Consider the following 11,858-nt stretch of genomic DNA (forward strand, 5'->3'; position numbering starts at 1 on the left):
AGGTATGGCAATCTTCAAGTGGGGCGGTATGCGGTTAAACGGCCCGCCCCATGCAAAAAACTCTCCTTCCCGTGAAGGAAGGAGAGTTTGAAGAGCGGTTGCTCAAGCTTCAGGTCAGGCTTGTTCCAGAGCGGCCTGCGCAGCGGCGAGGCGAGCGGTGGGCACGCGGTAGGGCGAGCAGCTGACGTAGGTGAGGCCGAGTTTGTTGCAGAACTTGACGGAGGCGGGGTCGCCACCGTGTTCGCCGCAGATGCCGAGCTTGATGTCCGGGCGGGTCTTGCGGCCGAGTTCAACGGCGATTTCCATGAGTTTGCCGACGCCTTCCTGATCGATGGAGGCGAAGACGTTCGTTTTGACGATTTCGAGGTCCTGGTACTTCGGAAGGAAGGCGCCCGAGTCGTCGCGGCTCATGCCGAGGCCGGTCTGGGTGAGGTCGTTCGTTCCGAAGGAGAAGAATTCGGCGGTTTCCGCGATCTGGTCGGCGGTGACAGCCGCACGCGGGATTTCGATCATGGTACCGACAAGGTATTTGATGGTTTTGCCCTTTTCTTCGAATACCTGAGCGGCGACTTTGTCGATGACGGCTTTCTGGATGTCGAGTTCTTTCTTGAAGGCGACGAGGGGTACCATGATTTCCGGCACGACTTCGAAGCCTTCTTCTTCGGTCACTTCGATGGCGGCTTCGATGATGGCGCGAGCCTGCATTTCGGTGATTTCGGGGTAGGCGATGCCGAGGCGGCAGCCGCGGTGGCCGAGCATGGGATTGAATTCATGGAGTTCCGAGACGCGGCGCATGATGTCTTCGACGCGAAGTTCGAATTTTTCTGCGAGGTCGCGTTGCTGTTCCTTGGTCTGGGGAAGGAATTCGTGGAGGGGCGGGTCGAGGAGGCGGACAGTGGCCGGGAGGCCCTTGAGCGCCTTGAAAATGCCCTTGAAGTCGCTCTTCTGGAAGGGAAGGAGCTTGTTGATGGCTGCCACGCGGTCAACCTTCTTGGTGGCGAGGATCATCTGGCGGACGAAGTCGATGCGGTCGCCTTCGAAGAACATGTGTTCGGTGCGGCAGAGGCCGATGCCTGTGGCTCCGAACGCGATGGCGGCTTCAGCCTGCGAGGGGGAGTCCGCGTTGGTGCGGACGCTCATGCGCGTGGCCTGGCTGCACCAGTCCATGAGCTTGGCGAAGTTCTGGTAGGCGCGGCTCTGTTCGGGGGCAAGGGTTTTGTCGATGAGCACCTGGATGATTTCGGAAGGAGCGGTGTCGACCTTGCCGAGGTAGACGAGGCCGGTGGTGCCGTCGATGGAGAGGTAGTCGCCTTCCTTGACGGTTTCGCCGTTGACGGTGATGGTGCGGGCCGCGTAGTCGATGTTGAGGGCATCGGCGCCGCAGACGCAGACCTTGCCCATCTGGCGGGCGACGAGGGCCGCGTGGGAGGAGACGCCGCCGCGTGCGGTGAGGATGCCTTCGGCCGCGATCATGCCGCGAAGGTCTTCGGGCGATGTTTCGAGGCGGACAAGAAGGACTTTTTCACCGCGGTCGGCTGCTTCGACGCAGCGTTCGGCATTGAGGTAGACGCGTCCGGAGGCTGCGCCGGGGCCAGCGGGGAGGCCGTGGGCGATTTGCTTGGCTTCCTTGATGGCGTTGCCGCTGAAGATGGGGGTGAGGAGCTGGTCCACCTGGTCGGCGGGGATGCGCTTGACGGCGGTCTGCCAGTCGATGAGGCCTTCTTCGACCATTTCGCAGGCGATGCGGAAGGCGGCGACGCCGGTGCGCTTGCCGTTGCGGGTCTGGAGCATCCATACCTTGCGGTCCTGAATGGTGAATTCGAAGTCCTGCATGTCGTGGAAGTGCTGTTCCAGCGTCTGGCGGATTTCGCTGAGGGTGGCGTGAGCCGCGGGCATGACGTTGGCGAGTTCTGCCACAGGATCGGGGGTGCGGACGCCTGCAACGACGTCTTCGCCCTGCGCGTTCATGAGGAATTCGCCGTAGAAGACGTTTTCGCCGGAAGCGGGGTTGCGGGTGAAGGCGACGCCGGAACCGGATTCGTCACCGGTGTTGCCGAAGACCATGGCCTGGACGTTGACGGCGGTACCCCATTCGGACGGGATGCCGTATTTCTGGCGGTAGACGTTGGCGCGGTCGTTGTTCCAGGAACCGAAGACGGCTCCGATGGCTCCCTGAAGCTGTTCCCACGGGCAGACGGGGAATTCGTGGCCGGTACGCTCGGCGACGAGGGCCTTGAAGCGTTTGACAAGTTCCTGCGAGTCTTCGGCGGTCATGTCGGAGTCGAGGATGTCCTTGCCGTAGCGTTCGTGCTTGAGGTTTTCGATGACGGTTTCGAAGGGTTCGTGGTCTTCGCCCGGAAGTTTCTGAACGCCGAGGACGACGTCGCCGTACATCTGGATGAAGCGGCGGTAGCAGTCCCATGCGAAGCGGGGGTTCTGCGTGGCGTCTGCCATGGCGACGACGGTTTCGTCGTTGAGGCCGAGGTTGAGGATGGTGTCCATCATGCCGGGCATGGATTCGCGTGCGCCGGAGCGGACGGAGACGAGGAGGGGCATGGCCTTGGTGTCGCCGAATTTGTTGCCGACGATTTCTTCCATTTTGGCGATGCCTGCCTTGATGTCGTTGTCAAGAGTGCAGGGGTAGGTGCGGCCATGGGCGTAGTAGTAGGTGCAGACTTCCGTGGTGATGGTGAAGCCTGGAGGCACCGGGAGGCCGATGCGTGCCATTTCGGCGAGGTTGGCGCCTTTGCCGCCAAGGAGATTTTTCATAGTGCCGTTACCGTCGGCGGTCCCTCCGCCGAAGGAATAGACGATTTTGTCGGGCGTTGCGCTGCATGCGCAGGTTGTGTTAGACATATGTGTGTGTTAATCAGTGGATTGCGTACAAGTGTGCAGCGTGGTGCCGCACACGGGAAAGGAAGGATACTCTCGGGTAGGTAGGTTGTCAAGCCGCTAAGGTGTCTTCTCTGTTCCTGCCGAAAGAAAAAGGACCGACGCTCGTGAGAGTCGGTTGTCCGTTCCCGTTTGCGGAATGCCGTATGGCATTCCGCGGTTGGAAGAGGGCTGCGCGATGGCTATGGTTTCGGCTGCTCCGCCGCTTTTTTGGCGGCTTCGGCATCCAGCGCGAGGCTTTGTTTGTTGAGCCGGGCGACAATGAATAGCGGGATGATGCAGATGATGATGACGAGAGGAATGCCGGCCCAGAGCATGAGGTTTTTGTAGAATGCGCTGGTTTTGTCTCCCCGTTCTGCGCCGATGCTCCACCATTTGTATGCGCGCAACGGGTTCCACGGCTGGGAGGAGCCGGGCAGGAGGTGGAGCAGGCCGCGGCGCGCCATGGCGGCGGGCACTCCGCGTTCGGAGGCGATGTAGTACCATGTGTCCGCCAGCTCCTTGTTTCCTTGGTCGTCGTAGTAGAGTGCGAGCGCATGGGCGGCGGCGGCTCCGGGAGCGTCGCCGTAGGTGTTGGCTGCGAGAGTGAGCATGTCGACCGCTTTTTTCTCATCCCTGGCCGTGCCGATGCCTCTCATGTACATGTCGGCGGCGTCGAGCAGAGCAGGGCCGTAGCCGAAGGAGGCAAGCTGCTCGGTGCAGGCGAGGGCTTTGGCCGGATCTTTTTCAATGCCTTCTCCCGAGAGGTAGGCTTTGCCGAGGAGGTAGATGGCCGCGGGGTGGTTCCGGGCGGCAGCCTGCTGGAGGTATTTGACGCTGAGCGTGAGGTCCTGTGGTACGCCGCGGCCCGCCTTGTAGTTGGCTGCGAGCATCATCATGGCGTCGATGCTTCCGAGTTCCGCTCCCTTGCGGTACCATGCGAGAGCCTGTTCGGGAGAGGCTTCGCATCCGGTTCCCTGTTCGTACATGCGGGCGACGCGGTAGGCGGCGTGGACATGGCCTTTATCCGCTGCCTGCCGCATGTGGGCGAGGGCTTGTGCGGGTGCGGCTTCCGCGCCGAGTCCGTCGCGTTCCATGATAGCCAGCCAATACAAATCTTCCGAAGCGGCCTTTTCGGCATTCTGCACGAGGGCACCGAGAGATTGGCGGGCTTTGGCATACCATTGTTTCGCCTGTTCGGTTTCCTTGGGGCCGCCGTAGCCTTTTTCCATCATGCGGGCAATCTGGTATTGGCTGGCGGCGTGTCCTGCTTCTGCCGCCTTGAGCCACCATTTACGGCTTTCGGTGGCGTTCGGCAGGATGCTGAGGGTCATGTTGCCGAGGAGGTAGAGGCTGCCGAGGTCGATCATGGCGGCAGTATCGTTTTTCTCGGCTTTTTCCCGGAGGATCTGCTGGTATTTTTCTCCCCATTGGCCGGCCTCGATGCCTTTTTCCTGCGCTGCATAACGGATGCCGAGATCCATGGCGGCTTTGGCGTCGCCTTTGTTGGCAGCCTGTTCGAGGGCTTCCATTTTCTGGATTTCTTCCGGCGGTAAGGCTTCGGTTGCAGCCGGAGCGGAGGGGGGGGGGGTGTTTGGTGTGGTGGTTTCCGCCTGCAAAAGGTTGGCGCCTTGCAGGAGGAAGAGTGCTGTGAGCAATGTTTTCATGGCAAGGGAAGAAAAGGCCCGAAGACGGTGTGTCTTCGGGCTGTTGGTGCGGTGAGGTTTAGTCCTGGCGGCCGAAGCGGCGGTCGGGGCGATCGCCGAAGTGGCGGCTGGGCCTGTCTCCAAAGCTGCGGCGTTCGCCGAAAGGTTTGCGGTCTCCGAAGGAGCGGCGTTCGCCACCTGCATTGCGATCGTTGCCGAAGCTGCGGCGTTCTCCGTCGAAACGGCGTTCGCCGAAGGGCTTGCGGTCTCCAAAGGAGCGGCGTTCGCCACCTGCATTGCGGTCGTTGCCGAAGCTGCGGCGTTCTCCGTCGAAGCGGCGTTCACCGAAGGGCTTGCGGTCTCCGAAGGAGCGGCGTTCGCCACCGGCATTGCGGTCGTTGCCGAAGCTGCGGCGTTCCCCGTCGAAGCGGCGTTCGCCGAAGGGTTTGCGGTCTCCGAAGGAGCGGCGTTCGCCACCGGCATTGCGGTCGTTGCCGAAGCTGCGGCGCTCTCCGTCGAAACGGCGCTCGCCGAAGGGCTTGCGGTCTCCGAAGGAGCGGCGTTCTCCGTCGAAGCGACGTTCGCCAAAGGGTTTGCGGTCTCCAAAGGAACGGCGTTCGCCATCGGAATTGCGGTCGTTGCCGAAGCTGCGGCGTTCTCCGTCGAAGCGGCGTTCGCCGAAGGGCTTGCGGTCTCCGAAGGAGCGGCGTTCGCCACCGGAGTTGCGGTCGTTGCCGAAGCTGCGGCGTTCTCCGTCGAAGCGGCGTTCACCGAAGGGTTTGCGGTCTCCAAAGGAGCGGCGTTCGCCACCGGAGTTGCGGTCGTTGCCGAAGCTGCGGCGTTCTCCGTCGAATTTGCGCGGTCCCTGAGCGCGGCCAAAGCGGCGTTCGGTTTCCTGTTCGGGTTCGTAGGCTTCGCCTTCAGAGAATTTGGTGAGGCCGGGAGTTTCGTCGTCGTCTCCGATTTCGAAGTCCGCCGGGTCGAAGACGTAGTTGTCGTCATCGTCGTTGTCTTCGGCCGGGGTGTAGTCGGAGGTTTCCGTCGTGCGCGGTTTGAAGGCTTGCTTGGCTCCGATGAGCTTGCGCTGTTTGGGCGGGTTTTTCAGAGCAAGGGCGATTTCGTCCGCCGTGAGTACCTGGCAGGCGCCGGGTTCGAGATCGCCGCCCCAGAGGGAACCGATGCGGACGCGGACGAGTTTTTTGACCCGCAGGCCCATGCAGGAGAACATCTGGCGGATTTGGCGTTTGAGGCCCTGTTCGAGGACGACGCAGGCGCGGCGTGCCGAGAGGCGGCTGACGTATTTGGCCTTGGCCTGGCCTTCGGGGATGCGGAGTCCCTTGAGGAGCTGGATGAGGACGGAGTTGTCGAAGTTCTGGTCGAGTGTGACCCAGTATTCTTTTTCGATGCCGTTGGAGGGGTGGGCAAGCGTCTGGGCCAGTACGCCGTTGTTGGTCATGATGACGAGGCCTTCGGAGTCCGCATCGAGGCGGCCGACGTAGTTGACGTAGTTGTAGCGGACGGGCAGGAGGTCGTAGACCGTGCCGTCTGCTCCCTGCGCTTCGCGGCTGCATACGATGCCGCGAGGTTTGTTGAGCAGGATGGTGATTTCTTCCTTGGGGGTGGCGTGGCGTCCGTCAACCTTGACGAAGTCCGTCGGGAGGACGCGGATTCCGGGGGTGTCGACGGCTTTGCCGTTGATTTCGACGCGTCCTTCGGCGATGAGTTTGTCTGCTGCCCGGCGCGATTCATACCCGCACGATGCGAGGAATTTGTTGAGGCGAATGCTTCCTTCCGGCGCTTCCGGATAGGATGTGTTTTCTTCTGTCATATATATGTGTTTATTATAGTAAGCAATCCTCTCGGATTGCCGTGGCCTCTTACGGGGCTAGGTCAGGCATCTCTCGACGCCTTAAAACGGAAAAAGAACCTCCCGGAGAGTTTGCAACCGGGAGGCTCCAGTAAAATCGAAGGTGAGTCGCGCTTCCCGGAGATCCGGAGTAGCCGTATGGACTCTTAGTTGTCGAACTTGGTCTTCGGAAGGCCGAGGGGGCTTTGACCCTTCTTCCATTGACCGCGTTCCTTAAGGAGCTTGACGCGTTCGAAACGCTTGAGGACGGAACGCTTGCCGCCGACGGTACCGGTTGCTTTCAGTGTAGAGTGTTTGGACATATCTGTATGTGTGACTAAAGGATTCCTGCCGCAAGCGGCATGGTGCAATGTGTGCGGGGCGGTCTTTTACCCTATTTCCGGGTGTTTGTCCAGTCCTATTTTATTCGAAGGGTGCTTTTTTTCGGCAGTCTCCGTTTTCAGCTCTTCCAGATGGGCGGCGATGGATTGGCGGAACGGTGCGAGGTGTTCCCAGTGTTCCATTCCCATTTCCCGGCCGATGTGTTCAAAGCGGGGATCGAATGAGGCTTCGGGGGATGCATGTGCCGCCCGGCGGACGGCTGCGTCGAGGGCAATGTGGCGTGCCAGCGCGTTCCGGACGGCTTGTTTGCCTTCTTTCCGGTTTTTCGCATGGTCCCATGCGGAGAGGTAGAGTTCCGGTTCGGGGCGGTCGAGGAGTTTGTTCCATGATCGTTCGCATTGGCCCGGGCTGACGTAGATCGGGATGTCGCCTTCGACAGGGATGGCGTCTCCGGTGAATAGGGCCCGTTCTTCATGGAAGAGGAAGCACTGGGAGCCTGCGGAGTGGCCGGGGGTGTCCAGCACTTCCAGCGTGATGCCGTTTTCGCAGGAGATGGAGTTTCCATCCGTGATGAAGGTGTCGATGCCGACGGGTTCATTCAGCAGGGTATGGATGTGCGGCGTGATTTGCATCGGGGTACGGCGGTGCGGATGCGTTTTGTCCGGTGTGGTTTCCGGATGAAAATTTGCCGCTTCCGGGTGATGGAAGCGGCTTTTTCCCGGTTGTTGCCGGGCAGGTATGGCGGGGCTGCCGTGAGGAGGTCAGACCCAGGAGAGGACGACTTTGCCGGAGCGTCCCGTGTTCATGGCGTCGAAGCCTTCCTTGAATTCGGTGTAGGGGAGGCGGTGGGTGATGATGGGGGCGATGTTCAGGCCGCCGCGTACCATTTTGTCCATCTTGTGCCATGTTTCAAACATTTCGCGGCCGTAGATGCCTTTCAACATGAGGCCTTTGAAGATGATTTTGTCCCAGTCGACGGGGGCGTCTCCCGGCTGGATGCCGAGGAGGGAGACTTTCGCGCCGTTGCAGGTGTTGTCGAGGATGTCTTTGAGGCAGGAGGGGGCGCCGCTCATTTCGAGGCAGACGTCGAATCCTTCGTTCATGTCGAGTGTGTGCCAGACGTCGGCGAGTTTTTCGCGGGTGACGTTGACGGTGCGGGTGGCTCCCATTTTCTGCGCGAGTTCGAGGCGGTAGTCGTTGATGTCGGTGATGACGATGTTTTTTGCTCCGGCGTGGCGGCAGACGGCTGCGGCCATGCAGCCGATGACTCCGGCTCCGGTGATGAGGACGTCTTCGCCGACGAGGTCCCAGGAGAGGGCGGTGTGGACGGCGTTGCCGAGCGGGTCGAAGATGGAGGCGATTTCCATCGGGATGTCCGGATGGATGCGGAAGATGTTTTCCTGCGGGATGGAGAGATATTCGGCGAAGCAGCCGGGGCGGTTGACGCCTACGCCTTTGGTGTTCGGGCAGAGGTGGCGGCGGCCCGCTTTGCAGTTGCGGCAGTGGCCGCAGACGATGTGGCCTTCTCCGGAGACGATTTCGCCGGGTTTGTAGCTGGTGACGGCAGAGCCGACAGCTTCGATGACGCCGCAGAATTCATGGCCGACCTGCATGCCGACGGGGATGGTTTTCTGTGCCCAGGAGTCCCAGTTCCAGATGTGGAGGTCGGTGCCGCAGATGGCTGTTTTGTGGATTTTGATCAGTATGTCATTCGGGCCGACTTCGGGCATCGGAATATCAATGAGTTCCAATCCTTTGTCGGCCTTTGTCTTGACGAGTGCGTGCATCATGGGTATGTACTTACTCTTTTCCCTCCGGCTTTGCAAGTCTAATTTTGCGGAGGGAGGAGAATGGGTTCTCCGGGGGTCAGATGTTGCACGTCGTCAAGGCTTTTGGAGGGAGCGACGAGGGGTGTTTCTTCCGTGATGCGGTAGTGGGCGCGGAGTGCCGGATTGTTGGAGCAGGCGACGGTGGGGTGCATGGTGCGGGAGCCTGTGCCGTAGGTGCCGATGGGCTGGCGGTCGTTGTTTTCCATGGCGTTGTGCGGCTGGGGTACGCGGATGCGTTCGATTTGCCGGACGGTGTCGCGGAGGTCGAAGTAGTCGTATTGTTCGTCGCTGCCCCGGTAGCCGATGTGGCCGGGTTCGCGGATAGCGACGGTTTGCAGCGAGCGGGTGAATTGGTCGCGGGTCTGCGTGTTGTAGCAGGCGGGGAGGAGGATGGCTCCGAGGAGGGCGGCGATGGGGAGCAGGCGGTTCATGGCTTAGAGGATGAGCATGCAGTCTCCGTAGGAGAAGAAGCGGTAGCGTTGTTCGACGGCCTGCCGGTAGGCTTCGAGGATGAGTTCTCTGCCTGCGAGGGCGGAGACGAGCATGAGGAGGGTGCTTTGGGGCAGGTGGAAGTTGGTGAGCAGGGCATCGACGATTTTGTATTCGTAGGGCGGGTAGATGAAGATGTCCGTTTCTCCGGCTGCAGGTGAGAGTGGCAGGCCGTTGCGGGCGGCGAGGTGTTCGAGGACGCGGACGCTGGTGGTGCCGACGGCGACGACGCGCTGCGCAGCGGCGATGCGCCGGGCCGTTTCTTCCGGGAGGACGAAGCTTTCGGTGTGCATGTGGTGTTCTTCGATGCGATCGACTTTGACCGGGCGGAAGGTGCCGACGCCGACATGCAGGGTGACGAAGCTGTGCGGGATTTGTTCGAGGATTTCGGGGGTGAAGTGGAGTCCGGCGGTGGGGGCCGCGATGGCTCCTTCGTGCCGGGCGTAGACGGTCTGGTAGCGTTCTTTGTCGTCGGGGTCGCTTTCGCGGTTCATGTAGTGCGGGAGGGCGAGGCGGCCGTAGGTTTCTTCGTCCACGGGGCGGTCGAAGCGGATGAGGCGGTAGCCTTCTTCATCGATGCTTTCGACAGTGCCGATGGCTTCGCCGATGGCGACGGTTTTGCCGATTTTCATTTTGCGGCCGGGGCGGACGAGGCATTTCCAGAGGAGGTCGGTATGGAGGGAGGCGCGGACGAGTTCGATGCGGCCGTCGTTCGAGAAGTAGCGTGCGGGTACTACTTTGGTGTTGTTCATGACGAATTCGTCGCCGGGGCGGACGTATTCGAGGAGGTCGGTGAATTTCCGGTGTTCGATGAGGCCGGTGCTGCGGTGGACGACGAGCATGCGGGAGTCTTCCCGGTGGGGGGCGGGGCGGTCCGCAATGAGTTCTTCGGGAAGGTGATAGTCAAAGTCGATGGTGCGCACGCCCTTTAGTACGCCAAGGCGGCGTTTTTCGCAAGTCTAAAATCCCCCGTGGGGCCCGGTGGCGGTGGCAGGTGAGGCGGTTCCGGGGCGCAGCGGCGGCGCGGGCGCAGTTTTTGCTTTACTCTGTTTGTTTTTTATGAAAAATGGGATGAGTTATGATTGCTCAAGTTACTAGTCCCGCAGAATCGAATCTGGGTGTGATCGTCGCCGTGGTGGCCATTGTGGTCGTGGTGGTGATTTTCGCCATTATCGCGAAGTTTTTCAAGACGTGGTTGCGAGCCCGCCTGGCGAAGGCTCCGGTAGCCATGAGCAATATGCTCGGTATGTGGCTGCGGAAGGTGCCTTATTCGCTGGTGGTGGATACGCGTATTACGGCAGTGAAGGCCGGGCTCGAGGTGTCCACGGACAAGCTGGAAGCCCATTATCTGGCGGGTGGCGATATCGAGGATTGCGTGCTGGCATTGATCGCTGCCGAGAAGGCGGGGATTCCCCTTACGTTCGACCGCGCCTGCGCCATCGATCTGGCGGTGAAGGGTACGTCGAAGACGGTGCTTGAAGCCGTGCGTACGTCCATCAATCCCCGCGTGATCGATTGTCCGAATCCGAATGCAGGACAGACGCGCCTGACGGCGGTGGCACGCGACGGTATCGCCGTGGCGGTGCGCGCCCGCGTGACGGTGCGTACGAATCTGGAGCGTTTCGTAGGCGGTGCGACGGAGGAGACGATCGTGGCCCGCGTGGGTGAAGGTATCGTGTCCGCAGTGGGTTCCGCGATGTCCTACAAGGATGTGCTGGAACGCCCCGAAGGTATTTCCGACAAGGTGCTGGAGAAGGGGGTGGATGCTTCGACGGCGTTTACGGTGCTTTCGATCGATATTGCGGATGTGGATGTGGCCGGTAACGTGGGCGCTCGCCTGCAGGCCGAGCAGGCTGAAGCCGATAAGCAGATCGCACAGGCGAAGGCGGAAGTGCGCCGCGCCGCAGCCGTGGCGACGGAGCAGGAAATGTCTGCCCGTACGCAGGAGATGCGCGCCAAGGTGGTGGAAGCCGAGTCGGAGATTCCGATGGCGATTGCCGAGGCGTTCCGCAACGGCAATCTGGGCGTGATCGATTATGCCCGCTACCAGAATGTGGTGGCGGATACGAAGATGCGCGAGAATATCGCCCAGGCTCCGCAGGCTTAATTTTTTCCGAAGACGATCGTGTTCGATTTTGTTCCCATTCTGGCAGACGGCGGCGGAGCTTCCATCGGGGGCTTTATCGTGCTGCTGCTGGTTGCGGGCGGGTATCAGCTGTACGAGAGGTTCAAGAAAGCGAAGGAGGAGGCGGAGTTCCGCGAGCGCATGCAGGAGGAGCACCGCCGCCGCCGCGCCGAGGAGCGTGCCGAGAGGTCGGTGGCATCCGTGCCTCCGGTTTCTCTGCCGCATATGGATTCCCGGCCTCAGGAGGCTGCGCCTTCGCCCCGGCCGATGCAGGCTCCCCGCCGGAAGGCAGCACCCGCACCCGTGCGGCATGCCCCGGCGCCGCAGCAGGCGACGCTTGAGGAGCGGGTGTCTTCGACGATGCAGGAGGATTTTTCGCGCAAGGGTTCCGCCGAGTCGGCCGCTGCCGCTTCTCTGGCGAATTTGAGCGATGCGGAGCGTGCTGCGCTCGCGGCGTTGCAGGCCGGTAAGCAGATGGCTTCCGCTGCGCCGATGGCTCATCACAAGTCTGCTCGCGCTGCGGGCATACCAGTGCCGGGCTTGAATCTGGCAAGCGTGCGTGCGCTGCGCGCCGCTGTGCTGTACAAGGAGATTCTGGATAAGCCCGTGGCGCTGCGCTAGGGGCAGGGTGTCCGCCTGTTGTTTTTCAGAACCGTCTTCCGCTTGGCCGGGAGGCGGTTTTTTGCGTGCGTGAAGGAAGTGAACAATCG

10 protein-coding genes are annotated in these 11,858 nt (G+C 61.3%); 2 read left to right on the top strand and 8 right to left on the bottom strand.

Annotation, left to right across the window (positions count from 1 at the left end):
- Positions 1 to 114: 114 nt before the first annotated feature.
- The 8 genes from ppdK to queA all read right to left on the bottom strand — a co-directional run bounded on the left by ppdK (position 115) and on the right by queA (position 9,946).
- Positions 115 to 2,856 carry a pyruvate, phosphate dikinase gene (ppdK, locus tag PYTT_RS09690; RefSeq protein ID WP_067777938.1) on the bottom strand — a complete coding sequence of 914 codons (2,742 nt, stop codon included), beginning with the start codon at positions 2,854 to 2,856 and terminating at the stop codon, positions 115 to 117.
- A 218-nt stretch (positions 2,857 to 3,074) separates the two neighbouring features.
- Complete coding sequence (locus PYTT_RS09695) at positions 3,075 to 4,538, bottom strand: tetratricopeptide repeat protein (protein WP_067775849.1); 1,464 nt, start codon at positions 4,536 to 4,538, stop codon at positions 3,075 to 3,077.
- Between the two features lie 58 nt (positions 4,539 to 4,596).
- Entirely contained in the window at positions 4,597 to 6,345 is a 1,749-nt protein-coding gene (locus tag PYTT_RS09700; protein ID WP_067775846.1) for a pseudouridine synthase, read from the bottom strand.
- A gap of 185 nt (positions 6,346 to 6,530) precedes the next feature.
- Complete coding sequence (locus tag PYTT_RS13055) at positions 6,531 to 6,686, bottom strand: small basic protein (protein WP_083076733.1); 156 nt, start codon at positions 6,684 to 6,686, stop codon at positions 6,531 to 6,533.
- Between the two features lie 66 nt (positions 6,687 to 6,752).
- On the bottom strand, positions 6,753 to 7,337 hold the full coding sequence (locus PYTT_RS09705) for an MBL fold metallo-hydrolase (protein WP_067775843.1): 585 nt from the start codon (positions 7,335 to 7,337) through the stop codon (positions 6,753 to 6,755).
- 129 nt (positions 7,338 to 7,466) lie between these two features.
- Positions 7,467 to 8,492: an L-threonine 3-dehydrogenase gene (gene tdh, locus PYTT_RS09710; protein WP_067775875.1), complete on the bottom strand. Its 1,026-nt coding sequence runs from the start codon at positions 8,490 to 8,492 to the stop codon at positions 7,467 to 7,469.
- Positions 8,493 to 8,533: 41 nt separating this feature from the next.
- A complete protein-coding gene (locus PYTT_RS09715) occupies positions 8,534 to 8,965 on the bottom strand; it encodes a hypothetical protein (RefSeq protein WP_067775840.1) in 432 nt (143 codons plus the stop codon).
- A gap of 3 nt (positions 8,966 to 8,968) precedes the next feature.
- Positions 8,969 to 9,946: a tRNA preQ1(34) S-adenosylmethionine ribosyltransferase-isomerase QueA gene (gene queA / locus PYTT_RS09720; protein WP_067775837.1), complete on the bottom strand. Its 978-nt coding sequence runs from the start codon at positions 9,944 to 9,946 to the stop codon at positions 8,969 to 8,971.
- Positions 9,947 to 10,101: 155 nt separating this feature from the next.
- Here queA and floA point away from each other — a divergent pair, with 155 nt between their 5' ends.
- Both floA and PYTT_RS09730 read left to right on the top strand, forming a co-directional pair.
- Entirely contained in the window at positions 10,102 to 11,130 is a 1,029-nt protein-coding gene (gene floA / locus PYTT_RS09725) for a flotillin-like protein FloA (RefSeq protein WP_067775834.1), read from the top strand.
- An 18-nt stretch (positions 11,131 to 11,148) separates the two neighbouring features.
- Complete coding sequence (locus tag PYTT_RS09730) at positions 11,149 to 11,769, top strand: hypothetical protein (RefSeq protein WP_067775831.1); 621 nt, start codon at positions 11,149 to 11,151, stop codon at positions 11,767 to 11,769.
- The last annotated feature ends 89 nt before the right edge of the window (positions 11,770 to 11,858 follow it).

Origin of the sequence: Neoakkermansia glycaniphila (genome assembly GCF_900097105.1) — a bacterium.
GTDB lineage: Bacteria > Verrucomicrobiota > Verrucomicrobiia > Verrucomicrobiales > Akkermansiaceae > Akkermansia > Akkermansia glycaniphila.

Excerpts from the sequence above, each read along its gene's own strand:
- PYTT_RS09705 (WP_067775843.1), bottom strand. The coding sequence starts at position 7,337 with ATGCAAATCACGCCGCACATCCATACCCTGCTGAATGAACCCGTCGGC.
- ppdK (WP_067777938.1), bottom strand. The coding sequence starts at position 2,856 with ATGTCTAACACAACCTGCGCATGCAGCGCAACGCCCGACAAAATCGTC.
- PYTT_RS09695 (WP_067775849.1), bottom strand. The coding sequence starts at position 4,538 with ATGAAAACATTGCTCACAGCACTCTTCCTCCTGCAAGGCGCCAACCTT.
- PYTT_RS13055 (WP_083076733.1), bottom strand. The coding sequence starts at position 6,686 with ATGTCCAAACACTCTACACTGAAAGCAACCGGTACCGTCGGCGGCAAG.
- PYTT_RS09700 (WP_067775846.1), bottom strand. The coding sequence starts at position 6,345 with ATGACAGAAGAAAACACATCCTATCCGGAAGCGCCGGAAGGAAGCATT.
- PYTT_RS09715 (WP_067775840.1), bottom strand. The coding sequence starts at position 8,965 with ATGAACCGCCTGCTCCCCATCGCCGCCCTCCTCGGAGCCATCCTCCTC.
- floA (WP_067775834.1), top strand. The coding sequence starts at position 10,102 with ATGATTGCTCAAGTTACTAGTCCCGCAGAATCGAATCTGGGTGTGATC.
- tdh (WP_067775875.1), bottom strand. The coding sequence starts at position 8,492 with ATGCACGCACTCGTCAAGACAAAGGCCGACAAAGGATTGGAACTCATT.